Here is a 26,537-nt window from a genome sequence, read left to right on the forward strand (position 1 = left end):
TAACTACGTTAGGAGGAAGCTTATGAGGGAACGGGTAAAAGAACTAATTCATAAAGAAGATAGAAAGAACCCATTAACAGATGAACAGCTGTCTGAGATTCTTCATTGCCGTAGAGAATCCATCACGCTTCTTAGAAATGAAATTGGCGTACCAGATTCCAGAGAACGCAGAAAACCAATTTTAATGAAATGTATAGAAAAGTTGCTAAAGGAAAATGAGAATATTTCTGAACGGGAGTTGACAAAGAGAATTATACATCAGGGCTTCGATGTATCGAGATACGCCATAAGAGAATATCGAAAAGAGTTGGCAGAGGAACATAATAAGAAAAGTAAGAATCATGAGAAAGAAAGCATGAAGCATATGGGAAAAGCAATGGAATTCGCGGAACCGGCGAAGACCATAGAGTATCGCGGTTTTTCCAACATTATTGGATCAGAAGGTAGCTTAAAGACTTGTATACAACTGGCTCAGGCAGCAATACTATATCCACCCCATGGACTTCATACATTGATATTAGGGGCCACGGGAGTAGGGAAAAGTGAACTGGCGGCAGCTATGTATGAATTTGCCAAAGAATCCAAAGTAATTCAATCGAATGCATCCTTTGTTGTTTTCAATTGTGCAGATTATGCCGATAATCCTCAGTTACTCATGGCGCAATTATTTGGCTATGTGAAGGGCGCTTTTACAGGTGCTGATGCAAATAAGGAAGGCCTTGTAGAAAAAGCCAATGGAAGTATATTGTTTTTAGATGAGGTTCATAGATTACCCCATGAAGGGCAGGAAATATTGTTTTATCTCATTGACAAGGGGAAATTTAGGCGATTAGGAGAAACCGACAAAGAAAGGGAAGTACAGGTTACCATCATTGCAGCTACTACGGAGAATCCAGACTCCATGCTTTTGATAACCTTTCGCAGAAGAATTCCAATGATGATAGAGTTACCACCCTTAAGCATGCGGTCCTTGAATGAGCGATTAGATATCATCAAAGAATTTTTTAGAAAAGAAGCTTACCGAACCCAGGTTGCGATACAGATCAGCAACGAAGCATTACGTTCTCTTCTACTATATGATTGTCCAGGAAATATCGGGCAGTTACGAAGTGATATTCAGGTGGCATGTGCACGAGGTTTCCTAAACAGAGTTGTTTTAAAAACAAAGATCATGGAAATCGGTATGGAAGAACTTCCTTCAAATTCGAAAAAGGGTATATTAAAGATTCAAACCAATAGACCTGAAATTGAACGTCTCACGGGAAATGCCGATATTATTGCTTATCCTGATAACAAGCCATATAAAGAGTTAATCAAAGAAAATGTCTACATACTCCCCAATGAAATCTATCAATATATTGAACAGCGATACGCAGATCTCCAGAATCAAGATATGAATCAAGAAGTAATCAATTATATCATTGGCAGTGAAATGGAAGAACGATTGGAAAAACTAGTAAAAAAGGTGGAAGACAATGTTAGGCCCCTAGAGAAAAAAGATTTAATCAAGATTGTAGGCATAGAAGTAATCAGTGTGGTAGAAAAGATCATACGCATCGCCAAAAGAAAGCTTGGGGTAGGTGCTGAAAATTTATATTATGTCTTGGCAGTTCACTTAAGCACAACCATTGAGAGATTTAAACAAGGGAAAATGGTGAAAAATCCCCAATTAAGTAAAATCAAAGAAGAATATAAGAAAGAATTTACAGTGGCGAAGGAAATGGTCAACGTTATAGAAGATGAATTTAATATTAGATTGACGGACGATGAAGCAGGCTTTATTACCATGTATTTAAGGATGATGACAAAAGAGAAACAGGGAGCAGAAGAAGGCAGAGTTGGTGTGGTCATCATATCCCATGGAAATGTGGCCAGTGGCATGGCGGATGTGGCCAACAGACTGTTAGGGGTGAATCATGCTAGAGCGATTGAAATGACACTGGATGAGAGTCCAGAGGATGCTTTAGATAGGGCCATAGATACGGTGAAAGACAATGACGAAGGGAAAGGTACCCTTTTGCTGGTAGATATGGGATCATTGATTACTTTTGGAGAACTGATTACCCAGAAGACAGGTATCAAGACCAGGAGTTTAACCCGAACAGATACGGTGATGGTGATTGAAGCTGTCAGAAGAGCGATGCTTCCCGATGCCAATCTAGATGAGATCGCGGATACGCTGGAAGAGAAGCCGTTATATATCAGCAGACTCATGGACACTCAGCAAAATGCTGAAAAACCATCTAAAGACAGGGAAGGCGTGATTATTGCGATTTGTATCACAGGTCAAGGATCTGCCCAGAAAATCAAAGCATTATTGGAGAACGCAACCGGAAAATATGGGAAAAAAATTCGTATTATTCCCATTGGCGCCCTTGACGCAAATATTCATCATATTATTCATGATATACAAGAGGAATATGAGATCCTTGCCATTGTGGGAACGATAAATCCCAATATAGAGAATGTAGATTATATATCGTTACAAGATATTGCGAGAGGACAAGGACTTCAACGGCTAAAACACATACTGGAGAGCAAGAAAATTAAACAGAAAGATGATATAGGAAAAAAAGTTTTTCAAAGGCTCAAAGCTATGATGCAGCCAGAAATCATGATTCTTGATTTAATGGGTAAGGAGAAAACAGAGATATTATCTCAATTAAGCGGGATACTTTTTAGAAATGGATATGTTAAGGAGAACTTCATAGAGGGGATTATAGAAAGGGAAGCGTTGGGATCGACTCATACAGGGAAGGGGATTGCAATCCCCCATGCAGATCCTAGCTATGTAATAAAACCCGGTATTGCCCTTGGAAGGTTAACTGAGCCGGTAGAATGGGATGGGGAGAAGGTAAAGCTTATTTTAATGCTAGCCTTAGACCATAATTGTTTAGCGGTTGTAGAAGAGTTATACACATTTTTAGAAGAAAAGGACAATGTACATCACTTGTTAAGGCAAGATAGCTACAATGATGTCATTGCATTACTGGAGAACAGATCAGGGAGGTAATGGAATGAGTGGGGCAGAGCATATGGCTACTACAGCTTTTGTAATGGATGAAAGATTAATATGCACTGGATTGGAAGCTGACAATGTAAAGGACGCACTGGGCATCCTGGCAGATAATCTTCAGAAATATGATTTTGTAAAACCAAGCTTTAAAAAGGCCGTCCAAGAGAGAGAAAAGAAATTCCCTACGGGTCTGCCTACCATGAGCATTGGGGTGGCAATTCCCCATACAGATGCTGAACATGTCAATATACCAGCAATTTCCATAGGAATTTTAAAGAAACCAGTTGCTTTCCAGATGATGGGGATGCCTGAAAATACAGTCATGGTGGAAATCATCTTCATGATGGCCATTAGACAATCCCATGCCCAGTTGGATATGCTTCAAAAACTGATGGGCATCATTCAGAAAGAAGATGTATTGATGAAAATGAAACAATGTGAAGACCCAGCCCAAGTTGCAGCGATATTTTTAGAGCTTATGGAGTAGTGGATGGAAAGCCTGCAAAGCGGTTATTGTATGGTGGGTAGCATAAAAGAATAATTCCCTATAAAAAACAGCTATAGAAGGAGGTGAAAAAATGGCAAAGAAGATATTAATCGCTTGTGGAACAGGTATATGTACATCTACGATGGCAGCCAATAAATTAAAAACTGAGTTAGAGAAAAGAGGCAAGTTAAGTCAAGTGACGATCAATCAGTGCAAGGTGGCAGAAGTGGTTTCTAAGGCAAATGATTATGACTTGATTGTAGCGACGACCCAAGTTTCAGGTCAAATAAGCATTCCTGTTGTTATGGGTGTTGCATTCCTAACAGGAGTAGGGATGGGCAAAGTAGTGGATGAGATTATTGAAAAGCTTAACATTTAATAAGTAAGGGGGGAGATTTATGGCAGTATTAGATTATATTGTAAATCTAGGTGCACAAGTAATGATGCCGATTATCATCACTGTTTTCGCATTGTTGCTGGGGGCTAAGTTTGGAAAGTCCCTAAGGGCAGGGTTGACAGTAGGGGTAGGATTTGTTGGACTTAATATGGTTATTGGATTACTTGGAGGAAATTTAGGACCTGCGGCGCAAGAAATGGTACACAAGCTAGGCTTGGAGTTAACCGTTATCGATGTGGGCTGGCCTGCAGCAGCAGCCATCGCCTTCGCATCAAAGGTAGGAGCGCTGATCATACCTATCGGATTGGCCATCAATGTAATCATGTTGCTTACCAATACAACACAAACCGTAAATATTGATATTTGGAACTACTGGCACTTTGCTTTTACAGGGGCTTTGGTAGCAGGTGCAACCAATAGTACTACGTGGGGACTCGTGGCAGCTGGCTTAAACATGATTATTGTAATGGTTATTGCTGATTTAACAGCGCCAGGCGTGGAAAAATATAATGGCTTACCTGGTGTTTCATTGCCCCACGGCTTTTCGGGAGCCTATGTTCCCATCGCCATCATATTGAACAAGATATTAGACTATATACCAGGGATTAATAAGGTAAACCTCGATGCGGAGAAGCTTCAAAAGAGATTTGGTCTTTTTGGCGAGCCTATACTCATGGGTACAATTATTGGTTTGCTCATTGGTATTGGTGCAGGGTATGATCTAAAGGGAATATTGACCCTGGGCATCATTCTTGGATCTGTATTGGTCCTGATTCCGAAGATGGCTGCTATGCTTATGGAGGGTCTGATTCCAGTATCCGATGCAGCCCAGGAATTTATCGAGAAAAGATTTAAAAACAGAGGAAAAGTGTATATTGGATTAGATTCAGCTGTTGGGATTGGCCATCCTGTAGGTTTATCTGTATCCTTAGCATTGGTGCCTATTACGATCCTCCTGGCTGCAGTGATACCAGGTAATAAGGTCCTTCCATTTGCTGATTTGGCGGTCATTCCCTTTATGTTGGTCATGGTCGTTCCAGTTACCAGGGGGAATGTTTTAAGAACCTTTATCATCGGATTCTTAACAGTGGCTGTGGGGTTACTGATTGCTACAAATTTAGCGCCGTTGTTTACGGATATGGCGGTGAACGCCAACTTCCAAATGCCTGATGGCGCTACCATGATTTCTAGTATTTGTGACGGAGCCAATCCATTAAGCTGGGCCTTTACCAAAATTATGGGGCTTAAAGCTGCAGGAGCTGGTATTTTGACGGTGATTGCTTTGGGAATGGCTGTTTATAACAGGCAGAGAATTATCAAAGAAAATAGCCAGGTAGAAGCGTAATAAAATCTAGAGATTCCATAGGTAAACCCAGCATGTGCTGGGTTTAGCCTTGGTATTAGAAGAAGATTTTGTTAAGGGGGAATAAGGATGCTATTGGAGAAATTAAGAATTGAAGTGATTGAGGCAGGCAAGCAATTGAAGGAATATGGTTTGATTACCCTTACGGGTGGAAACGTGAGCGGAAGGGATGAAGAAACTGGCCTCGTAGCCATTACACCCAGTGGTATGGAGTATCATGCATTGGCTCCCCAGGATATTGTGATTATAGATCTTTATGGAAATATTCAAGACGGCAAAAGAAAACCAAGTTCAGACATGATTACCCATTTACAGATCTATAGGGCTATTAAGAGAATCAACGGTATTATCCATACCCATTCTACATATGCCAGTTGTTTTGCTATTTTGAATGAAAATATTCCAGTTGTTTCTACCACCATGGCCAATGAAGTGGGCGGCGAGGTGCCGGTGGCATCCTATGGACCTGTGGGGTCTGAGGAGTTAGGGGAGCATGTGATTCATAATATAAAGAATCAGCAGGCTGTGTTATTACAGAGTCATGGTGTCCTTACCTTTGGGGCCGATGTGCATCATGCTCTGAAAGCAGCAGTGATGTTAGAAGATGCAGCCAAAGTATATTACTTAGCCCGTACCATAGGAAAACCTCAATCATTGTCTGAGGAAGAAATAAAACGAGCAAATGATTTATATCAAAATGTCTATGGTCAAAGAAGTGAATGAAGCGAGTCGTAGAAGGGCTAAAAATTTATGAACGATTTCCCAATGAAATAATCATGACGCCAAGAGGGTTATATCAGCTTGGTGGAGAAACAATAATACATAACTTAGTAGATTTGAAGGAGATGGCATAGATGGAATTTTCTTTAAGATATCCGAGTCATATTATTTTTGGGGAGCATAAGGTGCGAGAGTTAGGACAGCAAACGAAAGTATTTGGTACAAAGAGCCTCATTGTCACAGGAAAGAATTCCATGGAGAAGTCAGGTATTCTCCGAGAAATTGCTGATGACCTGGAATACTATGGAATCAAGCATTATGTTTTTGATGGTATTTACGGTGAACCTGATACAGAAATGGTAGATCAAGTCAGGCGAATGATAGAAGAAGAAAAGATAGATTTTGTTGTAGGTTTGGGAGGTGGGAGTGCCTTGGACGTAGCAAAGGCAGCTGCAGGGCTTTACGGACAAAACCTACCAACGGCGGAATATCTAAATCAAAGACCTTTTGAATATCAAGGGATACCCTTTGTTGCCATACCTACAACAGCGGGAACGGGAAGTGAAATCACGCTAAATGCGGTACTATATCATCCAGAGCTAGGAAATAAAAATAGTTTGGCCCATCCTGGATTTCAGTCAAAATGTAGCATTGTAGATCCCGTGCTTACTTATTCCATGGCACCTGAGATTACTGCCATGACGGGAATGGATGCTTTAACCCATGCGGTTGAATCCTATACATCGAAGATGGCCAATCCTGTAACCATGGCCATGGCAGGGAAGGCCATAAGCTTAATTGCGGAAGGGTTGCCTATGGCTGTAAAAGATGGAAGTGACAAAATGGCCAGGTCTAAAATGGCCCTAGGCAGTATGATGGCAGCTTTAGCGTTTGCACAAACAGGTGTAGGTGTCGCCCATGCTATTTCTCATCCATTAGGTGCCCTTTTTCATATTCCCCATGGCTTAGCCAATGCTATACTTTTGCCTACGGTGATCGACTATAACGATCGATGTTGCCATCATCAATATGTAGAGATTGAAAAGATGTTGGGAATCCAGAAGAGATTTGGCGATTTTGTGAGAGATTTGTTAATGCTGCTGCCTATACCACAAACATTAACGGCAGCAGGCTATATAAAAGGGAAGGAAGAAGAGCTTATACGCAAAACCTTTACATCTAGATCCTTAAGCAAAAATCCAAGACTTGTACAAGAGGATGATGTAATGGATATTCTTCAGCATTGTCTATAGTATTCTTCTATTTGTATAAGGCGAAGGAGGCATAGGACAGTGAAAGATTATGTTTATTACCCAAGACGGTATTTTTTTGCAGTTACACTCCCTGCGATACTTATGTTTTTTCTTTTGATCTACGGAATGATCAGGAATTTTCAAAGTGTAACCTTTGATATATATTCTATGATCATCATGGTCAGTGTATATGGATTGTTCAACAATTTTATCTCATTAAGCCAGCCCAGCAGCATTGTCGATGATGGGGAAAGCTTAGAATTCCATGCCTTTGGCAGGAAACATCGATATGAATGGCGTAAGATTCAGTATATACGCATAAAGGAATTCTACAATAGGAAGCTATATATAAGAATTGATAATCCCGGTCTTTTTAGGGGGAGATACTGGATTAAAACTTCCATGTATGATGATGGCGACGAACTGTATGAAAAATTGAGTGCCTTAGAAAGAAAATTGCATCCAGAACAACTAAAATTCAGAACAGGTATGGAAGTAAAAAAAGGATAGGTCATAGACCTGTTCTTTTTTTGTGAGTATTTCACTGGAAAAGATAAATAACAAAAGAAACCATACAAATTATACCAGTTTATGAATACGCCAAAGCGTGAGTTTATAAATTTTATGAATGAACCGCCGAGCCATTGAAAATGCGAGTTGTTTTTTGAAAAAAACCTCTTGATAGAAGAAACTACTGCCAGTGGCATGGTATTTGCTTTATATAGGTTTGGGAGTAGATATGAATGTTCTGGATAGCGAGAGTCATAAGCATGTTCGACATATGAAACCTACTTGCATAGGGTGAATCATTTATTGAATCAAGGAGGGAATACAATGGGTATTGATAAGGAAATATTGATGGGGATGTATAAACGAATGAATGAAGCAAGGGCCTTCGAAGAAAAGGTAAGTTATTTCTTTGCCAGGGGCATGGTTCATGGTACTACACACCTTTCCGTAGGGGAAGAGGCTTCGGGGGTAGCTGCATGCATGGCATTAAACAAGGATGATCTCATTACATCAACCCACAGGGGACACAGTCAAGTGATCGGAAAAGGAATAGACTTAAACCGTATGATGGCAGAGCTATTGGGAAGGGTCACCGGGTATTGCAAAGGGAAAGGAGGGTCTATGCACATTGCGGACGTGGAAGCAGGCAACCTAGGTGCCAATGGGGTTGTTGGCGGTGGGCATGGGATTGCAGTGGGAGCAGCCCTTACCCAGAAGATTCGGAAGACAGGGAAAATCGTTCTTTGCTTTTTCGGAGATGGGGCAGCCAATGAGGGGAGTTTTCATGAAGCTATGAATTTGGCCTCTGTTTGGACATTGCCAGTGATTTTTTTCTGCGAGAACAATCAATATGGTATGTCTTGCCATTTATCAAAGGCGATGAACATCAAAGATATCGTAATAAGGGCTGATGCTTATGGAATGCCTGGTTATCAGATTGACGGCAATGATGCCATAGAGGTATATGAAACAGTAAGAAAAGCTGCAGACTATGCCCGAAAAGGAAATGGGCCTGTATTCATTGAGAGTAAGACCTATCGATGGCTTGGACATTCAAAAAGCGATGCCAACGTATATCGATCAAAAGATGAAGTGGAAGGATGGAAACAAAAATGCCCCATCAAAAGATTGAAAGAATATCTAATCAAGCATGAAATTTGCACCGCACAAGAGCTAGAAGAAGTGGAGAAAAAAGCGAAAGAGGATATTGAGGCTGCCGTTGCGTTTGCCAGCAACAGTAAAAATCCACCATTGGACATCATCATGGAAGATGTATATGCATAAAGGAGGGGTTAAGATGAAGGAAATGACCTATGCAGAAGCAATTCGAGAAGCCATGAGCGAAGAAATGAGAAGAGATGAAAATGTAATCTTCATGGGTGAGGATATTGGCATATATGGGGGTGCATTTGGTGTTTCAGTGGGAATGATTCAAGAGTTTGGAGAGGAAAGGGTAAGGGATACACCCATCTCAGAGGCAGTGATTGCAGGAGCGGCTGCGGGAGCAGCGGTGACGGGGCTAAGGCCTATTGCTGAAATCATGTTTATGGATTTTACGACTATTGCTATGGATGCTTTGGTAAATCAAGCAGCAAAGATGCGATACATGTTCGGTGGAAAGGCAAAAGTGCCCATGGTGCTTCGATGCCCGGCAGGTTCAGGAACAGGTGCAGCTGCTCAGCATTCTCAGAGTCTGGAAGCTTGGTTTTGCCATGTGCCAGGTTTGAAGGTGGTGGCTCCTTCCACGCCTGCCGATGCCAAAGGACTGTTAAAGGCAGCGATTCGAGATGACAATCCGGTTGTCTTTGTTGAACAAAAGTTACTCTATAGGAAAAAAGGTATGGTACCTGATAATCCAGAATTCATCATCCCTCTGGGCAAAGCAGATATCAAAAGAGAGGGTACTGATGTCACCATCATTACCTATGGAAGAATGTTGGAACGAGTGCTCAATGTAGCAGAGGAGGCAGCCCGAGAAGGAATAAGTATTGAAGTAATTGATCCGAGGACGTTGCTGCCTTTAGATAAAGAAACCATCATTCAGTCTGTCATGAGGACCGGGAGAGCGATTGTGGTTCATGAAGCGGTGAAAACAGGGGGCTATGGTGGTGAAATCGTATCGGTTATTTGTGAAAGTGAAGCCTTCGACTATCTGGATGCACCTGTGGTTCGGCTGGCGGGATTAGATGTACCGATTCCTTATAACCCTGAGCTGGAAAAGGCCGTAGTACCTAGCGAAAGACAAATTAAAGAGGCGGTATATAAGGTGATGAATCGATAAAAGGGAGGTGCCCAAATGGCTACAGAAGTGATCATGCCTAAAGCAGGGATGGCCATGGAGGAAGGGACTGTTATCAAATGGTTTAAAAAGGAAGGAGATGTCATAGAAGGCGGCGAGCCTTTACTGGAGATTCTAACGGACAAAGTGAATATGGAGGTGGAAGCCCCTACCAGTGGCACCTTGATTAAAATATTGGCTGACGAAGGTCAGGTAGTGCCTGTAATAACACCGATTGCCTACATTGGGCAAATGGGAGAAATAGTACCAAACCATGAGGAAAGAGTAGAGAAAGTCGAGGAAAACCGTGGGCTATCCAGTCAAAAAAACGTCTATACCCATGTAGAGGACATCACCCAGCCTGTTCCTGGAAAAATCAGGGCTACACCTGCAGCTCGAAGAATCTGCAGGAAAGAGGGGATAGAATTATCAAAGATAGTGGGGAGCGGACCGAAAAATAGAATTCAAAAAATGGATGTGGAAAGCTATAAAGCAGCAATGACGACATCAAAAAAGGCATCTCCTTTAGCAGAGCGATTGGCGAAGGAGAAAGGCATTCCTATCGAAGAGATATCTGGCAGTGGATATTCGGGTAAGGTAATGAAACGAGATGTCATAAGAGCTTCGGATCAGCCTGGGGATCATCTGGAGAACAAAAATATTATGCCGCTGACCCCAATGCGTAAAGTGATTGGTGAACGAATAAGTCAAAGCTTTTTTAGTGCGCCTACCTTCACATTGAATGCAGAGGTAGATATGGGTAATATAAAAGCATTAAGGGAAGAATTGAAGGATCATTTATGGAAACAGACGGGTTGTAAATTGACTTATACAGATTTTATTGTCATGGCTGTATCTAGGGGACTAAAGGAACATCCTTTTATCAATGTGTCTTTGGTAGATCAAGGTATTTTGGTGCATCCCAATGTAAATATTGCATTGGCTGTGGACGTGGATGGCGGATTGCTTGTACCCGTATTGCGAGATGTAGATCGGATGAGTTTAAAGGAAATTGTCATTGCCACAAAGGACATTGCAGAGAGAGCCAAGTCCATGAAACTCACACCCCAAGAATTAAACGGAAGTACTTTTACAATTAGCAATTTAGGCATGTATGGAATATCCCATTTTAATCCCATCATCAACCAGCCCAATAGTGCTATTTTAGGAGTGAGTACGATCCTCGATCGAATGGTTGTCATCAAAGGGGAACCCCAGGTCAGACCAATGATGAATTTAAGTTTAACCATAGACCATCGGGTGATTGATGGGGCGCCAGGTGCAAGATTTCTAAGGGATACGAAACAACTCCTGGAAAATCCAATGCTGCTATTTATATAACAAATTTAAGCCAGTGGATTTTCTTATGGATTAAAAAGGAGGGGATTCTTTTGGCGATTGAGATTATCATGCCCAAAGCGGGCATGGCCATGGAAACAGGGACCATTATAAAATGGTTTAAAAAAGAGGGAGAAGAAATAAGGGAAGGGGAACCTTTATTAGAAATCCTGACGGACAAAGTGAATATGGAAGTAGAGGCAAACGATTCAGGGATATTATTAAGCATCCTACGACATGAAGGTGAAATTGTACCTGTCACAGAAGTGATTGGCTATATTGGCGGACGAGAAGAAAAAGTCCCTATTTTCTCAGGTGAGAAAACACAAGGTGATCGTATCGTTGAGGATAAGGCTGCGGAAGAAAATTTTGATGTTGTTGTCATTGGCGGCGGACCGGCAGGATATATCGCAGCCATCAAGGCGGCTCAGTTAGGAGGCAGGGTTGCCCTTATAGAGAAGGATACGATTGGAGGAACGTGTCTCAATCGAGGATGCATCCCCACAAAAACCTATTTAAAAAATGCAGAGATGATTGAGATGATCAGGCATGCCAAATCAAGAGGGATTTTATTGAAGGATGATACGTTTCGTTTGGACATGGAGAAAATTGTGGGTTTAAAAAATGAAGTCGTTAAAACCCTTACCACAGGGGTTGCAGGTTTGCTGAAAAGCTATGACGTAAAAGTATATAAGGGAACGGGAAAGTTAGAGAAGGATAAGCGTGTCATCATTAATGAGAAACAAAGGATTGGGGGGAAAAGCATTATTTTAGCAACAGGTTCAAAAGGGGGAAAAATAAATATTCCGGGGATAGAAAGTCCTTTAGCGCTTACAAGCGATGAGATCCTTGATCTAAAAGAAGTACCTAATAGATTGGTGATCATAGGTGGTGGTGTGATCGGTGTGGAACTGGCAACCATATACGCCGCCTATGGAAGTGATGTTTCGATCATTGAAATGGCAGAGCGAATTGTACCGAATATGGATCATGAAATATCAGAAGAACTGGGAAATTTGCTTATGAAGAAAGGAATGAAAATATATACCAATAAAAGATTAGAGAGAATCGATGAGCGACTAAGCACCATATATCTTCATAGTGCGGACGGTCAAGTATTAGAAGCAGACAAAGCCCTGCTTTCCATTGGAAGAGTACCTGATTTGGATGCCCTTGGAGAGGTCACTTTACAGTTAGATAGGGGAAAAATCAAAGTAAATGAAAGGATGGAGACCAGTGAAGTAGGGATTTATGCACCTGGTGATATAAATGGACGCAGGATGTTAGCCCATGCGGCCTTTAAAATGGGTGAAGTGGCAGCCATAAATGCCATGGGTGGCGATGCAAGCATATTTTTTCATAATATACCCAGTTGTATTTATACCCTGCCAGAGGTGGCTGCGGTAGGACTGACGGAGTATGAAGCAAAACAAAAACATGAAATCAGTATAGGAAAATTTCCCTTTGGGGGTAATGGAAGAGCCTTAGCTTCTGGAGAAACGGCGGGATTTGTAAAGGTGATTATTGATCGCAAACATGGTGAAATATTAGGTGTTCATATTCTTGGGCCAGGGGCCGCTGAGATGATCAATGAGGCCGCGGCCTTGATGGAGATGGAAATCACTGCCCATGAAATTTCGGAAATTGTCCATGGCCATCCAACTTTTTCAGAAGCGTTGATGGAAGCTTGCGCAGATAGCCTAAGAAAATGTATGCATCTTCCGAAAAAATAGAGAAGACATGGGAGGGGAAACAATGTACAAAAAAGAAGTGATGGTGACCAATCAAACAGGATTGCATGCAAGGCCGGCATCAGAATTTTCCCGTACGGCAGCAAGCTTCAAATCTGATATTCAGATTGAATATGGAGAGAAACGAGTAAATGCAAAGAGTATTATTGGTCTGCTGTCTGCAGGAATTTCGTTTGGAAGTAAAATAGTTATTTCCGCGGAAGGAGAAGATGAGCAACAAGCCGTGGAAGCCTTAAAAGATTTAGTAAAGACAAACTTTGGAGAATGAGCAGTGAATGTCTTGACCGAACAGTGCATAGAATATACTGCTAGGCTAATGGGTGAGAACAAGAAAAATGAGGTGTTTACATGAATATTACAAAGATGCAAGCAGATCTGTTTTGTGTAAACTGTAATCAAGATACGCTTCATGATGTTATTTATCTGGAAGAAAGTATTGAAAGAATAAGCTGTACATTGTGCGAAACGACCTTGGAAATAGATGAAAAACTGGTATTATCAACATATGCCACAGCTTTATTCAAGCGGATCAATACCAAACCAAAAAGGATGAATACTGAAATAAAAAATGACCTTTCCAGATTTCTTTGTTCTATTCCAATTCGTGTTGTAACAAAGCCCTATCGAATGGTGAAAGAGTTCAAAAACATCAAGAACATGATGAAAGAGAAATAATAATGAATCTTAAATCATTTACTTTTAAATCCCTTCCTACGGATTACAGCAAGGAAGGGATTTGCTGTAATGGGCCTAAATGTAAAGATAAAACGATGAGATAGGTTTTAAGAAAGCGGGAGAAGGGGTATGAATAGTGAAAAGTAGAAGGTCTAAAGGAGGTTTTGAAAATGATCTATATTCGAAACGAATCAACCAATCCATACTTTAACCTAGCATTGGAGGAGTATGTATTGAATCACATGAATGAGAGAGAAGATTATTTTTTGTTATGGCAGAATGAGCCGTCCATTATTATTGGTAAGCATCAAAATACTTTAGAGGAAATCAACTTGCAATTCGTGAAAAAAAACAATATTCATGTGGTCAGAAGACTTTCGGGTGGGGGTGCGGTGTATCACGACTTGGGAAACTTAAATTTTACTTTTGTAGTGAAAAATTGTGAAAGCAGCCAGTTTAACTTTAAGAAATTTACGGAACCTGTGATTCGCGCCTTGGAAAACTTAGGGATACAAGCTGCATTTAATAGTAGGAATGATTTGACCATAGAGGGGAAAAAATTTTCAGGAAATGCCCAATATATGAAGAAAGATCGATTGCTTCACCATGGCACCCTTCTGTTTTCTTCAGAGCTAGAACAATTGGTAAAAGCCCTTCATGTATCCGATGAGAAAATCATTTCAAAAGGCATTAAGTCTATTCGCAGCAGGGTAACCAATATAAGTGATTACCTGGATCAAAAAGTATCCATTCAACAGTTTAAGGAGCTGCTGCTCCGATACATGTTTCATGAGGAACTTCAAGAATATACATTAACAGAGGAAGAAATGAATGAAGTGAAGGAAATGATGGAGAAACGGTATTTGACTTGGGAATGGAATTATGGAGAATCACCGAAGTTTAATATAAAGAAGGAAAGGCGATTTGAAGGGGGAAAAGTAGAGGCTTTGCTGGATATAGAAGGTGGAATTATTGAAAGTTGCAAAATTTACGGGGATTTCTTTAGCAATGGGGATATTCATGAACTTGAGAAAAAATTGTTGGGGATTAAATATCAAGAGGAATCGCTGAAAAACTGTATAGAAAATTTAGAAGTAGGATACTATCTGAATAGTATTAGCAAAGAAGAACTGTTAAGTCTTTTGATGTTATGATAAAACACATTTTGGGAAAAATATAAGGAAGAGGAAAGCTATTGTATAAACATTGGTTTTCTAGATGAATACTTTAAAAGCGGAGTAAACCAAAGAGGTGGTTTGTATGGGAATTACGAAGATGCAAGCGGACTTATACTGTGGAAATTGTGAGAAGAATACGCTTCATGAAGTAACCTATCTTGGTGAAAATATTGAAAAGATTACCTGTATGGATTGTGAAGCCTATTTGGAAATTAGTGAAAAGCTTGCCTATACCAATTATGCTGCGGAAATGTTTACACGGATCGCCACAAAGCCTGTTCGAATGACCAAGGAGATCAATGATGATTTATCAAAGTTTCTCTATAGCATACCCTTTCGTGTTGTAACAAAGCCCTATAGAATGATCAGAGAGTTTAAGCAGTTTAAAAAGTTATAGAAAATGTGGTAGAATATACCTTGAAAATGACATGAATCTGGAGGAGAACCACAAATGATGAGAATTGGGCAAGGTTATGATGTACATAGATTGGTGGAGGGAAGAAAACTGATTATTGGGGGTGTAGACATTCCCTATGAAAAAGGACTCTTGGGTCATTCTGATGCAGATGTGTTGCTCCATGCCATTAAAGATGCATTACTAGGTGCTGCTGCCCTTGGAGATATTGGCAAGCATTTCCCAGATACGGATGAACGCTTTAAGGGAGCTTCCAGTATAGTGCTATTGGAGGAAGTGAATCGATTGATTCATGAGAAGGGTTATGATGTAAACAATGTGGATGCCACTATTATTGCGCAAAAGCCCAAAATGGCTTCTCACATTCAACAAATGAGGGAAAATATTGCATTGGCGCTCCAAATCGATGTAGATCGAATCAATGTGAAGGCTACAACCACAGAGGGGTTAGGCTTCACCGGAACTGGAGAAGGGATTGCTGCTCAGGCGGTGGCAAGTATCGTAAAAAGATCAGGAGATTTCCCCGTTGACAAATAAAGGTGAATTGGTTAATATATATGTAAATTCATATCGTAAAGGCTTGGAAGGGGAATAGTAGATTTGTAGATCCCTACAGAGAGCAGCGTTCTTTGGCTGAAAAACGCTGCAGGTGATAGCTCATCAAACCCACCCCGGAGCTTAAGACTGAATGATAGTAGGTTTTTACGGATTTGGACCGTTATCTCCAGAGCAAGGGAATCCCTTAAGGGATTAATTAGAGTGGTACCGCGGAAATATAACCTTTCGTCTCTATTATAAGTAGAGACGAAAGGTTTTTTGTTTCTACATTGAAGTAAAGGTTTTACCCTCAATAGCTTGTCCCGAAAACTACTAATGTCTAATCTCTAACTTCTAACCAGAGTTGATTTAGATTTCGATAAGGATACGCTTTGTTATGAAAATGCTATTTAAGAAATGATATTATCTTGAAAGGAGTTGTATTGCATGTCAAAAAAGGAAAAACAGTTTGTAGAAGATATTACACCAATGGAGGTAGACTTTCCCCAATGGTATACTGATGTCATTACAAAAACTGATTTGGTAGACTATTCGCCAGTAAGAGGATTTATGGTAATTAAGCCCTATGGCTATGCCATCTGGGAGAATATTCAAAAGTATATGGATAAAAGATTCAAGGATACAGGACACAAAAACTGCTATTTTCCTCTATTAATCCCAGAAAGTTTATTGAAGAAGGAAGCAGAGCACGTGGAGGGATTTGCACCTGAAGTAGCTTGGGTAACCCATGGGGGGAAGGAAGAGCTACAGGAAAGACTTTGTGTACGGCCTACTTCTGAGACTATTATTTGTTCTATGTATGCCAAATGGTTAAAATCTTATAGGGAATTACCATACCTGTATAATCAGTGGTGTAGCGTTGTACGTTGGGAAAAGGCTACAAGACCCTTCTTAAGAACTTCAGAATTTTTATGGCAGGAAGGTCATACCCTCCATGAGACGTATGATGAGGCTCAAGCAGAAACTTTACAAATGTTAAATATCTATAAAGAAACAGCCGAGGAACTAATGGCAATCCCTGTGGTAACAGGAAGAAAAAGCGACAAGGAAAAGTTTGCAGGGGCTTATGCAACCTATACCATGGAAGCATTAATGCATGATGGAAAGGCTCTTCAGGCAGGAACTTCCCATAACTTGGGGCAGCACTTTACAAAGGCTTTTGAGATTACATTCTTAGGTAGAAATGGAGAAATACAGAACCCTTACCATACCTCATGGGGAGTTTCTACAAGATTGATTGGTGGTATTATCATGGTTCATGGTGACAATCGAGGGCTTGTATTACCTCCAAGATTAGCACCAATCCAAGTCATCATGATTCCTATTGCGCAACACAAAGAAGGTGTTCTAGACAAAGCATATGAATTGAAAAAGATTTTGGGTGATGATATTCGTGTGGAAATTGATGATAACGATAACTATTCACCAGGATGGAAGTTTAATGAGTACGAAATGAAGGGTGTGCCAATTCGTATTGAGGTGGGACCAAAGGATATAGAAAAGAATCAAGTCATGATTTCACGAAGAGATACCTTGGAGAAGCAGGCTGTACCAATGGAAGGCCTTAGAGACACCGTATTGGCATTGTTGAATGATATCCACAATAACATGTTGGAGAGAGCGAGAAACCATAGGGATGAAAATACCTACTCTATCAGCAGCTTTGAAGACTTTAAGCAAAAGATGGAGGAAAAACCTGGTTTTGCAAAGGGCATGTGGTGCGGCAGCCGTGAATGTGAAGACAACATCAAGGCAGAGACCAGTGCGACGATCCGTTGTATTCCTTTTGAGCAGGAAGATTTAGGTGATAAGTGCCACTTCTGCGGAAAAGAAGCAAAGCATATGGTATATGTAGCAAAAGCATACTAGTTAGAAGAGGTGGTTATACGATGTATAACCACCTTTGTTGTAAGAAAAAGGTTAGCTGTTAGTAGCTGTGCTTTTAGGTCATGGGGAATTAAATAAGATTAAATTGGTGAATGCCGTAAGTGTTTAAGAGCATGAACTTGAATTTGCAACAGAAGAAGACATCATAGGAAAACGAGCTAGTGAAGGGATTGTAGAATTTAAGTTAAGGAAGGAAAAAAACAAGGAAGAATTGGCCTATGACCCTGTAGTCCAGAGGATTATGAGGTTTTTGAAAGAAGAGGGAGCCAAATAGATTTCCTTGATAAGAAAAATATTTTGGGATATAATAAACTAATGTAAAATACGGAAAAAAAGAGCAAAGAGAAATTCTATTGTTTGGGAGGCACGAAAATGACCGTTAAAGTTAGATTTGCACCAAGCCCCACTGGATTTGTACATATAGGCAGCCTGAGAACTGCTCTCTACAACTATTTATTTGCAAAAAAACATGGTGGGAAGTATATGCTTAGAATAGAAGATACCGATCAGACGAGATATGTGGAGGGAGCCATCGAAGGCATGTTGAATTCCATGGCTTGGGCCGGCATAAACCATGAGGAAGGTGCGGTTCTAGAAGATGGAAGAGTAGCAGAGAAAGGGGACTGTGGTCCCTATATCCAATCGGAGCGATTGGATATTTATCAAAAATATATCCAAGAACTTCTAGAGGCTGGTCATGCTTACTATTGTTTTTGTTCCAAAGAAAGACTGGAAGAAGTAAGAGAGCAACAGAAAGCTGCAGGGATGACACCAAAGTATGATGGTCATTGCAGACAATACACTTTGGAAGAAGCCAGAGAAAAAATTACTAAGGGCGAATCCTATGTGATTCGATTGAAATTGCCAGAAAACCGAAACATTCAGTTTTTGGATGTTGTCAGAGGCAATGTAACGGTAAATACCAATGATATTGATGATCAAGTATTGATGAAATCTGATGGCTTTCCAACCTACCATTTTGCAGTGGTGGTGGATGACAATCTGATGGGCATTACCCACGTAATCCGTGGAGAAGAGTGGTTGATTTCTACACCAAAGCATGTATACCTTTATGAAGTCTTTGGATGGAAAGCGCCACAATACGTGCATTTACCTAACATTTTAAATGCGGAGCGGAAGAAATTGAGCAAGCGTCATGGAGACGTGGCTGTAGAAGACTTCGTTCGAAAAGGTTATCTTCCAGAAGGACTGGTAAACTATGTTGCCTTGGTTGGCTGGAGTCCTGAAGACAATCAGGAGATATTCTCTATGGATGAGCTTATCGAAAAGTTCAGCTTAGAGCGGGTATCCAAGAGCGGTGGTGTTTTTGATACAGATAAGTTGAATTGGATCAATAGCCATTACATTAAGGAAAGTCCTGTGGAACGCATTACGGACCTGGCAATTCCTCATCTGATAAAAGCTGGTTATGTGGCGGAGACAGAAGTTGAAGAAAAGTATCAGTGGATCAAAGATATGGTGACAGTGCTGCAAGACCGCCTTTCTTATGTGGGAGAGATTGTAGATAAAGTAGACATTTTCTTTACGACGGAAATCAAGCCGGAAGATCAAGAAGCGGAAGAAATTTTAAAGTTAGAGCATTTACCTCAATTGTTGGAAGTATTTGCTGAAAAGATTGGGGCCGTTGAAGTTGTAGATGAAGAGACCGTGAAAAGTATTTTCAAGGAAATTCAGAAGGAAACGGGGATCAAGGGCAAGAACCTTTTCATGCCTATTCGTGTGGCTTTGACCGGCGCTGTTCACGGACCGGATCTTCCTCTAATTTTAAAAGTAATTGGTAAACAAAATATTTTATCTCGCATAGACTATGTAAAGAATAATTTGTTATAATATATAAAAGACTGTGATTAGGAGAGTACGTTTATCATATCCTGACAGAGAAAAGCTATCAGTGGCTGAGAGTAGCTTGAGGCATATATAAACCGAAATGCACCTAGGAGTCGTTGTCCGAAGTTGAGTAGGCACAATCGGTTGGGCACCGTTATAGGCTCATAAAGCTGGGGAATTATTCCTAAGCAGAGTGGAACCGCGAATAACCTTCGTCTCTGTATGTATTTATGGAGATGAAGGTTTTTTATTTATAAGGAGGGAAGATGGTACATGTCTCAGTTTTTTAAATCCATCAGTGAGGACATTAGGGCAGTTATGGAAAGAGACCCTGCCGCCAATAACTGGGTAGAGGTGCTTCTGTGTTATCCAGGTATTCATGCTGTAATATCCCATCGAATTGCCCATGGATTATACAAAAGAAATTTTAAGATATTGGCTAGGATTGTATCCCAAATCAGCCGTTTTTTCACAGGTATAGAAATTCACCCGGGTGCCCAAATCGGCAGTCGTCTATTTATCGACCATGGCATGGGAGTAGTCATAGGTGAGACTGCAGAAGTTGGTGATGATGTAACGATCTATCAAGGAGCAACTTTGGGGGGAACAGGAAAAGAAAAGGGCAAGCGCCATCCTACCATAGGAAATAACGTGGTCATCAGCAGTGGGGCAAAGATATTAGGACCCTTCAAAGTGGGGGATGACTCAAAGATTGGTTCAGGTTCAGTTGTCCTAAGAGAGGTACCGCCAAACTGTACGGTGGTAGGTGTGCCTGGACATGTTGTGATTAAGGATAATGTTAAATTGAAGAGCATGCATAAAGATGAGATCGATTTGGATCAAGTAAGATTGCCGGATCCAATCGCAGAAGAATTAGAATGCTTAAGAAAACGTATTGTTGAACTGGAAAAGAAAATGTTAGAAAGGGAGAAGAATCTATGAAATTGTATAACACACTAACGAGAAAAAAAGAAGAATTTGTATCGATGGGACCAGGAGAAGTAAAAATGTATGTTTGCGGTCCTACGGTGTATAATTATTTCCATATTGGAAATGCAAGGCCTTTTACGGTATTCGATACCATGAGAAGGTATCTTGAATATCGCGGGTATAAAGTGACCTTTGTTCAAAACTTTACGGACATTGATGACAAGATCATTGCCAAGGCCATAGAAGAAGGGATTAGCCCAAGAGAAGTGAGTGAAAAATACATTGAAGAGTACTTTAAGGATGCAATGGCTCTGGGAGTAAAGAAAGCAGATATTCATCCAAAGGTAACGGAGAATGTACCTGAGATCATAGCCTTTATTCAAAGGCTTATAGACAAAGGTTTTGCTTATGAAGTAGAGGGCGATGTCTATTTTGACACCACCAGATTTGATGAATATGGGAAGCTTTCTAAACAAAGCTTGGAAGATTTGGAGCTGGGAGCTAGGATTGAGGTAAAGGAAGTGAAGAAGAACCCAATGGATTTTGCCTTGTGGAAGGCCCAAAAGCCAGGAGAACAATCCTGGGATAGCCCTTGGGGAAAAGGTAGGCCAGGATGGCATATAGAGTGCTCTGTGATGTCCATGAAGTATCTTGGAGAGACCATTGATATCCATGCTGGAGGACAGGATTTGATTTTCCCTCATCACGAAAATGAAATTGCCCAAAGTGAAGCATGCACGGGGCACCCTTTTGCAAGATATTGGGTCCACAATGGCTATATAACCATCAATGATGAAAAAATGTCTAAGTCAAAAGGTAATTTCTTTACCGTAAGAGATATACTGAAGGAATTTGATGGAGAAGTTATTCGATTCTTCCTGTTATCTGCCCAGTATCGAAATCCTATCAACTTTAGCAGAGAACTGATGGAGCAGGCTAAAAATTCCCTCGAACGTCTTTATAATGCGAAAAGCAATCTAGAGCATCTGTTAGAGAAGGTTGAGGGCTTAGATATCCGGGATGAAGAGAAAGAAATATTGGCAGGTTTTGAAACATATAAGTTAAAGTTTATTGAGGCTATGGAAGATGATCTAAATACAGCCGACGCCATCGCTGCTATTTTCGAGTTGGTAAAAGAAATCAATTCCAATGTGAAAGGATCTGCTTCAAGGGAATTGATTCAAGAGAGCCATGAGCTGCTAATGGAGCTGGCAGGTGTACTAGGATTGTTAAATAAAAAGGATGAAGTAGGTGTTGATCCTGAGATAGAGCGTTTGATTGAAGAGAGGCAAAAGGCGAGGAAAGAGAAGAACTTTGGCTTGGCCGATCAAATTAGAGATCAGCTAAAGGAAAAGGGGATTGCCCTAAAGGATACGCCACAAGGCGTTCAAATCATAAAATTGAATTAGAAATTATAAAGCTGTCGATGAGAATACCGACAGCTTTATAAATGTTGAGATAGGGACTTTGCCTCCTTGTGATTCAAAGCAGATTATGATAAGATGCTTATGTTAATGTATAGGAAGGTATCAACTTTCAAAGCATATTAGGAAAAGAATCTCAATGTGGGAACTTTGGGTTTGATCACTAACTAGCTTGAAGTTAAATTTAAAGTGAATAAGTGAAATAGGATGCAAAAATATACATGACATGCAATAAATATAAATGCAAAGGTTGGTTGTATGATGAAGAAGGATTTTTTGGCTTCCTTGGGGATTGAGGAAAGAACACCAGAAGAAATTCATTTTATCTCTCCCTTGGTCTATGCCTATATAGGGGATGCTGTTTATGAGGTATATATTCGAGACTATATCATAAACAAATATGGGGGCAATGTGAATACACTCCATAAAATTGCTACAAGGTTCGTGAAGGCGGCAGCTCAAGCGGCAGCAGTCCATGGATTGGAGCATCAGTTGAGTGAGGAAGAGTGGAGCGTGATTAAGAGAGGAAGAAATCAAAAATCTGGCTCTGTACCGAAGAATGCCAACCTTGCTGATTATCGTTATGCCACAGGCTTTGAGGCTTTGATTGGGTACTTATATTTAATGGACAAGCATGAGCGCATTGAGGAAATTGTTGAAAAGGCCATAGCAATCATCGAGGAAAAAACGAAGGAATTGGAGTGAAGGAAATGGGAAAAAAGGAAAGAATCTATCTATATATCACACTGCTTCTTGCAGCCATTCTAATTACAAAGTCATTGTTTCTGGATGAGGTGAAAGATTTAAGTGGGGATGAGTGGAAAGTGAAACAATTTGTGGAAAGGGCTGTGGATGAAAAATATAGTGGCTTCCTAAAAGACAAAGGGATGGTAAAATATAGAGTGGTGGATATTAAAAAGATCGAAACAGAAGGAACATCAACCATCGAATATTATGATCCAGAACAAAAAGATTTTGTAAAAGATAATATCCAAGGGAAATATCAAGCAAAGGTAAGAGGTTATTTCTTACACATCATTCCGTATAAAGAATTCAAGGTGGCAACCAATAACGAGCAGTAACAATAAAATGTGGTTAGCTGTTCGCGGTTAGCAGCAAAACCATCGTAGGGAACGACACCCTCGTCGTTCCGAAAAAATTGAGTTCCTTCGTTACACATTTATATTGCCAAGGGGTTTTAGAGCTTGGAGCTGCTAACTGCTAACCAATAGGAGTAAAATTCTAGGTTGGCTTAACCTCATTTTATAGAAAAAATTTTAATTACACACTAAAAAGGGGGATTCTTTTTGAAAATTTCATTGATTCAATATACACCGGAACCTGAAAAAGTTGTGGCTGCGGCGGCAAAGCTTTGCTATTCTGCCACAGGCGTAGATAGTATTATGGAGGACTTACAACCTGAAAAAGCAGAAAAATTTGTGGGTATGTTAATGGGATTAGGCCATGAATCTCCTATTGAACATGTGAGCTTCACCTTTGCAGTAGAAGGGGTAAGTCGTGTGCTAACGCATCAGTTGGTAAGACATCGCATCGCATCCTATTCTCAGCAATCTCAGCGATACGTAAAGCTGGACCAGTTTGATTACATCATCCCGCCAAGCATTGCTGAAATTCCGGAAGCTAGGGAAAAATTCATAGAAGCCATGGCAGCTGATCAAAGACTATATAATGAATTGGTTGAGATTCTGCAGAAAAAACACTATCAACGGCTGTTACAAGAAGGTAAAAATGAAAAGCAAGCCATAAAAATGGCTGAGAAAATTGCGATAGAAGATGCCCGTTATGTTTTCCCAAATGCATGTGAAACCAAAATTGTACTGACGATGAATGCCAGAACCTTAATGAACTTTTTTGACCATCGATGTTGCGATCGTGCCCAATGGGAGATACGAACATTAGCTACCGAGATGCTCCGCCTTGTCAGAAGTGTAGCGCCTAACTTGTTTAAATATGCAGGACCAAACTGTATTAAGGGTACCTGCCCTGAGGGCTCCATGACTTGTGGAAAGATGGTGGAGGTTCGTGAAAAATTTAAACAATTATAGATTTGAAATTTAAGGGCAGAATAAAGGTATAAAAATTAGTTGATATTGAATTACATAAAGAAGATCAAAAAAGTGGATTGAAAATGAATGAACGAGGTGACCGAGATGGTGCAAACAGATAAGATCGAAGGAAGAAACCCTGTGATGGAGGCTTTAAAAGCAGAAAGAGAAATAGACAAGATTCTCGTGGCGAAAGGCGCTGCGGAAGGGTCTATTACAAAGATCATAGGAATAGCCAAGGATAGGGGAATTCCTGTGCAACAAGTGGAGAGACAGAAGCTAGACCAGCTTTCTGAATCCCATGCCCACCAAGGGATTATTGCCTTTGCGGCTGCCCATAGCTATGTGGATGTGGAGGATATATTAAAAGCTGCTGCAAAAAAAGGAGAAGATCCATTTATTATCATTCTTGATGAAATCACAGACCCTCATAATTTAGGTTCGGTGCTTAGAACAGCCAATGCAGTAGGTGCTCATGGTGTGATCATCCCAAAGAGAAGGGCGGTAGGATTAACGGCTGTGGTGGCGAAATCATCAGCGGGAGCTATTGAATATGTTCCTGTTGCTAAAGTTTCAAATCTGGCGCAGACCATAGACAAATTAAAAGAAAAGGGATTATGGATTATTGGTGCTGACATGGATGGAGAAAAAGCGTTTTATGAAAGTGATCTTACGGGAAAACTAGCCCTTGTGATTGGCAGTGAAGGTCAAGGGATTGGAAGATTGATCAAGGAAAAATGCGACTTTATCGTAAATATCCCTATGAGAGGTGAAGTTAGCTCCTTAAACGCTTCTGTAGCGGCGGCTGTTTTGATGTATGAAACAATGAAACAGAAAGCAACAAAAAGATAGGGTGACAGGGCGTTGAAGAAATATTTATTGGTGGATGGGTACAATGTGATCAATGCTTGGCCTGAGCTGAAAAAACTAGGCGTAGATCATTTGCAGGAAGCAAGAGATCGTTTGATTGAGCTGTTGGTAGAATATAAGTCTTTTACTGGAGAATATGTAATTCTTGTTTTTGATGCTCACCTTGTAAAAGGCACGCAAATTAAAGAACAGACTTTGCATGGTTTGGAAATAATTTTTACAAAAGAACATCAGACAGCGGATTCTTATATTGAGAAAAAAGTAGAAGAATTGACAAAAAATAGAAAGTATATGGTACGGGTAGCCACTTCTGACTGGGCAGAGCAACAGGTGGTTTTAGGAAGTGGTGCTACACGAATTTCGGCAAGGGAACTGCATATAGAGATGGAATTGGTGAAAAAACAGATCCGCCAAAAGACGAATGAAATACAGAAAAACTATGACCGCCTAGGGGACCGAATTGATGCAAGTGTTGTTGAAATCCTTGAGAAATGGAGACGAAGACAGTAAACCAACTTGACGGATGTGGACAAACTGATGTATAATGGAAATACAGTTTTTGCACTTGTGAAATAAGTAATCGGGGGCGATGTTGGTGGGAGCGATTGTACAGAAAGAAGTCTTGGATAATTATGAACTAATGATTGATGAAGACGTCGTAGAAGATGCAAGACAAGGAGATGCCAGAGCTCAAGAATATCTGATTAAGAAATATAAAAACTTTGTTCGTGCAAAGGCTCGGTCATATTTCTTAATTGGTGCTGACCGAGAAGACATTATTCAAGAAGGAATGATAGGTCTTTTTAAAGCAATCCGAGATTTTAGGTCGGACAAGCTATCCTCTTTCAGGGTGTTTGCGGAATTGTGCATTACGAGACAAATCATTACAGCCATCAAAACCGCCACAAGACAGAAACATATTCCCCTGAATTCCTATGTATCCCTCAACAAGCCTATTTATGATGAAGAATCTGATAGAACCCTACTGGATGTGTTATCCGGAGTGAAAATCTCCGATCCTGAAGAATTGATCATTTCAAGGGAAGAGTTAGGGAATATTGAATCGAAGATTGGTGAAATCTTGAGTGATCTGGAGTGGAAAGTACTGATGTCTTACCTCCAAGGAAAATCTTATCAAGAAATTGCAGTGGACTTGGATAGGCATGTGAAATCCATCGATAATGCGCTACAGAGAGTAAAAAGAAAGCTGGAGAGATATTTAGAAATAAGAAGTAGCTAAAAACTGGAAATATTTTTACATAGAAAGTCATTGACTTTCACATCATAAGATAGTAAAATATTCTACAGTAATGCCCATGTGGCTCAGCAGGTCAGAGCGTCGCCTTGGTAAGGCGGAGATCGGCGGTTCGAATCCGCTCATGGGCTCCACAAATTTATCTAATACATATAGACACACCCGGATAAGTTTACTTAGTCGCAGTAATTGTTTGGGAGTCATAAAGACATAAAAGATCAAGAGGAGGAAGAAAGAAATGGCAAAAGCTAAATTTGAAAGAAATAAGCCCCACGTAAACGTAGGAACAATTGGACACGTTGACCACGGTAAAACAAC

27 protein-coding genes, 1 tRNA gene and 2 other annotated features are annotated in these 26,537 nt (G+C 40.4%); all 28 genes read left to right on the plus strand.

The window, feature by feature from the left end; genetic code table 11:
- The first annotated feature begins 22 nt into the window (after window positions 1-22).
- Window positions 23-3,013, plus strand: a complete 2,991-nt coding sequence (locus HNQ80_RS17220; protein WP_184311912.1) for a sigma 54-interacting transcriptional regulator — start codon at window positions 23-25, stop codon at window positions 3,011-3,013.
- A gap of 4 nt (window positions 3,014-3,017) precedes the next feature.
- Complete coding sequence (locus HNQ80_RS17225) at window positions 3,018-3,503, plus strand: PTS sugar transporter subunit IIA (RefSeq protein ID WP_184311913.1); 486 nt, start codon at window positions 3,018-3,020, stop codon at window positions 3,501-3,503.
- A 91-nt stretch (window positions 3,504-3,594) separates the two neighbouring features.
- Entirely contained in the window at window positions 3,595-3,882 is a 288-nt protein-coding gene (locus tag HNQ80_RS17230) for a PTS sugar transporter subunit IIB (protein ID WP_184311914.1), read from the plus strand.
- A 19-nt stretch (window positions 3,883-3,901) separates the two neighbouring features.
- Window positions 3,902-5,245, plus strand: coding sequence for a PTS galactitol transporter subunit IIC (locus HNQ80_RS17235; protein ID WP_184311915.1), 1,344 nt, complete (start codon window positions 3,902-3,904; stop codon window positions 5,243-5,245).
- 87 nt (window positions 5,246-5,332) lie between these two features.
- On the plus strand, window positions 5,333-5,986 hold the full coding sequence (locus tag HNQ80_RS17240; RefSeq protein WP_184311916.1) for an L-ribulose-5-phosphate 4-epimerase: 654 nt from the start codon (window positions 5,333-5,335) through the stop codon (window positions 5,984-5,986).
- Window positions 5,983-6,117, plus strand: coding sequence for a hypothetical protein (locus HNQ80_RS26310; RefSeq protein ID WP_279289008.1), 135 nt, complete (start codon window positions 5,983-5,985; stop codon window positions 6,115-6,117). Before HNQ80_RS17240 ends, HNQ80_RS26310 begins: the two co-directional genes overlap by 4 nt.
- The gene (locus tag HNQ80_RS17245; RefSeq protein WP_184311917.1) at window positions 6,118-7,236 is read left to right on the plus strand and encodes an iron-containing alcohol dehydrogenase family protein; all 1,119 of its coding nucleotides are present in this window, start codon (window positions 6,118-6,120) and stop codon (window positions 7,234-7,236) included.
- 39 nt (window positions 7,237-7,275) lie between these two features.
- The gene (locus HNQ80_RS17250) at window positions 7,276-7,746 is read left to right on the plus strand and encodes a hypothetical protein (protein ID WP_184311918.1); all 471 of its coding nucleotides are present in this window, start codon (window positions 7,276-7,278) and stop codon (window positions 7,744-7,746) included.
- A gap of 324 nt (window positions 7,747-8,070) precedes the next feature.
- Window positions 8,071-9,030 (plus strand): thiamine pyrophosphate-dependent dehydrogenase E1 component subunit alpha, encoded by a 960-nt coding sequence (locus HNQ80_RS17255; protein ID WP_184311919.1) that lies wholly within the window; start codon window positions 8,071-8,073, stop codon window positions 9,028-9,030.
- Window positions 9,031-9,043: 13 nt separating this feature from the next.
- On the plus strand, window positions 9,044-10,027 hold the full coding sequence (locus tag HNQ80_RS17260) for an alpha-ketoacid dehydrogenase subunit beta (protein ID WP_184311920.1): 984 nt from the start codon (window positions 9,044-9,046) through the stop codon (window positions 10,025-10,027).
- Window positions 10,028-10,042: 15 nt separating this feature from the next.
- Window positions 10,043-11,365 carry a dihydrolipoamide acetyltransferase family protein gene (locus HNQ80_RS17265; protein WP_184311921.1) on the plus strand — a complete coding sequence of 441 codons (1,323 nt, stop codon included), beginning with the start codon at window positions 10,043-10,045 and terminating at the stop codon, window positions 11,363-11,365.
- Between the two features lie 50 nt (window positions 11,366-11,415).
- Complete coding sequence (gene lpdA, locus HNQ80_RS17270) at window positions 11,416-13,095, plus strand: dihydrolipoyl dehydrogenase (protein ID WP_184311922.1); 1,680 nt, start codon at window positions 11,416-11,418, stop codon at window positions 13,093-13,095.
- Between the two features lie 22 nt (window positions 13,096-13,117).
- Window positions 13,118-13,381 carry an HPr family phosphocarrier protein gene (locus HNQ80_RS17275; protein ID WP_184311923.1) on the plus strand — a complete coding sequence of 88 codons (264 nt, stop codon included), beginning with the start codon at window positions 13,118-13,120 and terminating at the stop codon, window positions 13,379-13,381.
- A gap of 80 nt (window positions 13,382-13,461) precedes the next feature.
- Window positions 13,462-13,788, plus strand: coding sequence for a bh protein (locus tag HNQ80_RS17280; RefSeq protein WP_184311924.1), 327 nt, complete (start codon window positions 13,462-13,464; stop codon window positions 13,786-13,788).
- 170 nt (window positions 13,789-13,958) lie between these two features.
- Window positions 13,959-14,942 (plus strand): lipoate--protein ligase, encoded by a 984-nt coding sequence (locus HNQ80_RS17285; protein ID WP_184311925.1) that lies wholly within the window; start codon window positions 13,959-13,961, stop codon window positions 14,940-14,942.
- A 106-nt stretch (window positions 14,943-15,048) separates the two neighbouring features.
- Window positions 15,049-15,363 (plus strand): bh protein, encoded by a 315-nt coding sequence (locus HNQ80_RS17290; RefSeq protein WP_184311926.1) that lies wholly within the window; start codon window positions 15,049-15,051, stop codon window positions 15,361-15,363.
- A 57-nt stretch (window positions 15,364-15,420) separates the two neighbouring features.
- Window positions 15,421-15,918, plus strand: a complete 498-nt coding sequence (ispF, locus tag HNQ80_RS17295; protein WP_279289010.1) for a 2-C-methyl-D-erythritol 2,4-cyclodiphosphate synthase — start codon at window positions 15,421-15,423, stop codon at window positions 15,916-15,918.
- Window positions 15,919-15,953: 35 nt separating this feature from the next.
- Window positions 15,954-16,175 (plus strand) — a binding site (T-box leader).
- Between the two features lie 190 nt (window positions 16,176-16,365).
- Entirely contained in the window at window positions 16,366-17,808 is a 1,443-nt protein-coding gene (gene proS / locus HNQ80_RS17300; protein WP_184311928.1) for a proline--tRNA ligase, read from the plus strand.
- A 390-nt stretch (window positions 17,809-18,198) separates the two neighbouring features.
- Window positions 18,199-19,677: a glutamate--tRNA ligase gene (gene gltX, locus HNQ80_RS17305; RefSeq protein WP_184311929.1), complete on the plus strand. Its 1,479-nt coding sequence runs from the start codon at window positions 18,199-18,201 to the stop codon at window positions 19,675-19,677.
- 4 nt (window positions 19,678-19,681) lie between these two features.
- Window positions 19,682-19,897 (plus strand) — a binding site (T-box leader).
- 50 nt (window positions 19,898-19,947) lie between these two features.
- Window positions 19,948-20,616: a serine O-acetyltransferase gene (gene cysE / locus HNQ80_RS17310; RefSeq protein ID WP_184311930.1), complete on the plus strand. Its 669-nt coding sequence runs from the start codon at window positions 19,948-19,950 to the stop codon at window positions 20,614-20,616.
- Window positions 20,613-22,013, plus strand: coding sequence for a cysteine--tRNA ligase (cysS, locus tag HNQ80_RS17315; protein WP_184311931.1), 1,401 nt, complete (start codon window positions 20,613-20,615; stop codon window positions 22,011-22,013). Before cysE ends, cysS begins: the two co-directional genes overlap by 4 nt.
- 276 nt (window positions 22,014-22,289) lie before the next feature.
- Window positions 22,290-22,733, plus strand: coding sequence for a Mini-ribonuclease 3 (locus tag HNQ80_RS17320; protein WP_184311932.1), 444 nt, complete (start codon window positions 22,290-22,292; stop codon window positions 22,731-22,733).
- Window positions 22,734-22,738: 5 nt separating this feature from the next.
- Window positions 22,739-23,110 (plus strand): hypothetical protein, encoded by a 372-nt coding sequence (locus tag HNQ80_RS17325; RefSeq protein WP_184311933.1) that lies wholly within the window; start codon window positions 22,739-22,741, stop codon window positions 23,108-23,110.
- Window positions 23,111-23,335: 225 nt separating this feature from the next.
- Window positions 23,336-24,094 carry an FAD-dependent thymidylate synthase gene (thyX, locus tag HNQ80_RS17330; RefSeq protein ID WP_184311934.1) on the plus strand — a complete coding sequence of 253 codons (759 nt, stop codon included), beginning with the start codon at window positions 23,336-23,338 and terminating at the stop codon, window positions 24,092-24,094.
- A gap of 105 nt (window positions 24,095-24,199) precedes the next feature.
- On the plus strand, window positions 24,200-24,946 hold the full coding sequence (rlmB, locus tag HNQ80_RS17335; protein ID WP_184311935.1) for a 23S rRNA (guanosine(2251)-2'-O)-methyltransferase RlmB: 747 nt from the start codon (window positions 24,200-24,202) through the stop codon (window positions 24,944-24,946).
- A 12-nt stretch (window positions 24,947-24,958) separates the two neighbouring features.
- The gene (locus HNQ80_RS17340; RefSeq protein WP_184311936.1) at window positions 24,959-25,474 is read left to right on the plus strand and encodes an NYN domain-containing protein; all 516 of its coding nucleotides are present in this window, start codon (window positions 24,959-24,961) and stop codon (window positions 25,472-25,474) included.
- Window positions 25,475-25,553: 79 nt separating this feature from the next.
- Window positions 25,554-26,204, plus strand: a complete 651-nt coding sequence (sigH, locus tag HNQ80_RS17345) for an RNA polymerase sporulation sigma factor SigH (RefSeq protein WP_184311937.1) — start codon at window positions 25,554-25,556, stop codon at window positions 26,202-26,204.
- Window positions 26,205-26,276: 72 nt separating this feature from the next.
- Window positions 26,277-26,353: transfer RNA gene (locus tag HNQ80_RS17350), tRNA-Thr, on the plus strand.
- Window positions 26,354-26,537 lie beyond the last annotated feature (184 nt).

The organism is Anaerosolibacter carboniphilus (genome assembly GCF_014205875.1).
Taxonomy (GTDB): domain Bacteria; phylum Bacillota; class Clostridia; order Peptostreptococcales; family Thermotaleaceae; genus Anaerosolibacter; species Anaerosolibacter carboniphilus.

What these genes read in the sequence shown, in the direction of transcription:
- HNQ80_RS17220 (WP_184311912.1), top strand. Translation starts at nt 23, where the DNA reads ATGAGGGAACGGGTAAAAGAACTAATTCATAAAGAAGATAGAAAGAAC.
- HNQ80_RS17225 (WP_184311913.1), top strand. Translation starts at nt 3,018, where the DNA reads ATGAGTGGGGCAGAGCATATGGCTACTACAGCTTTTGTAATGGATGAA.
- HNQ80_RS17230 (WP_184311914.1), top strand. Translation starts at nt 3,595, where the DNA reads ATGGCAAAGAAGATATTAATCGCTTGTGGAACAGGTATATGTACATCT.
- HNQ80_RS17235 (WP_184311915.1), top strand. Translation starts at nt 3,902, where the DNA reads ATGGCAGTATTAGATTATATTGTAAATCTAGGTGCACAAGTAATGATG.
- HNQ80_RS17240 (WP_184311916.1), top strand. Translation starts at nt 5,333, where the DNA reads ATGCTATTGGAGAAATTAAGAATTGAAGTGATTGAGGCAGGCAAGCAA.
- HNQ80_RS26310 (WP_279289008.1), top strand. Translation starts at nt 5,983, where the DNA reads ATGAAGCGAGTCGTAGAAGGGCTAAAAATTTATGAACGATTTCCCAAT.
- HNQ80_RS17245 (WP_184311917.1), top strand. Translation starts at nt 6,118, where the DNA reads ATGGAATTTTCTTTAAGATATCCGAGTCATATTATTTTTGGGGAGCAT.
- HNQ80_RS17255 (WP_184311919.1), top strand. Translation starts at nt 8,071, where the DNA reads ATGGGTATTGATAAGGAAATATTGATGGGGATGTATAAACGAATGAAT.
- HNQ80_RS17260 (WP_184311920.1), top strand. Translation starts at nt 9,044, where the DNA reads ATGAAGGAAATGACCTATGCAGAAGCAATTCGAGAAGCCATGAGCGAA.
- HNQ80_RS17265 (WP_184311921.1), top strand. Translation starts at nt 10,043, where the DNA reads ATGGCTACAGAAGTGATCATGCCTAAAGCAGGGATGGCCATGGAGGAA.
- HNQ80_RS17275 (WP_184311923.1), top strand. Translation starts at nt 13,118, where the DNA reads ATGTACAAAAAAGAAGTGATGGTGACCAATCAAACAGGATTGCATGCA.
- HNQ80_RS17280 (WP_184311924.1), top strand. Translation starts at nt 13,462, where the DNA reads ATGAATATTACAAAGATGCAAGCAGATCTGTTTTGTGTAAACTGTAAT.
- HNQ80_RS17285 (WP_184311925.1), top strand. Translation starts at nt 13,959, where the DNA reads ATGATCTATATTCGAAACGAATCAACCAATCCATACTTTAACCTAGCA.
- HNQ80_RS17290 (WP_184311926.1), top strand. Translation starts at nt 15,049, where the DNA reads ATGGGAATTACGAAGATGCAAGCGGACTTATACTGTGGAAATTGTGAG.
- ispF (WP_279289010.1), top strand. Translation starts at nt 15,421, where the DNA reads ATGAGAATTGGGCAAGGTTATGATGTACATAGATTGGTGGAGGGAAGA.
- proS (WP_184311928.1), top strand. Translation starts at nt 16,366, where the DNA reads ATGTCAAAAAAGGAAAAACAGTTTGTAGAAGATATTACACCAATGGAG.
- gltX (WP_184311929.1), top strand. Translation starts at nt 18,199, where the DNA reads ATGACCGTTAAAGTTAGATTTGCACCAAGCCCCACTGGATTTGTACAT.
- cysE (WP_184311930.1), top strand. Translation starts at nt 19,948, where the DNA reads ATGTCTCAGTTTTTTAAATCCATCAGTGAGGACATTAGGGCAGTTATG.
- cysS (WP_184311931.1), top strand. Translation starts at nt 20,613, where the DNA reads ATGAAATTGTATAACACACTAACGAGAAAAAAAGAAGAATTTGTATCG.
- HNQ80_RS17320 (WP_184311932.1), top strand. Translation starts at nt 22,290, where the DNA reads ATGAAGAAGGATTTTTTGGCTTCCTTGGGGATTGAGGAAAGAACACCA.
- HNQ80_RS17325 (WP_184311933.1), top strand. Translation starts at nt 22,739, where the DNA reads ATGGGAAAAAAGGAAAGAATCTATCTATATATCACACTGCTTCTTGCA.
- rlmB (WP_184311935.1), top strand. Translation starts at nt 24,200, where the DNA reads ATGGTGCAAACAGATAAGATCGAAGGAAGAAACCCTGTGATGGAGGCT.
- sigH (WP_184311937.1), top strand. Translation starts at nt 25,554, where the DNA reads ATGTTGGTGGGAGCGATTGTACAGAAAGAAGTCTTGGATAATTATGAA.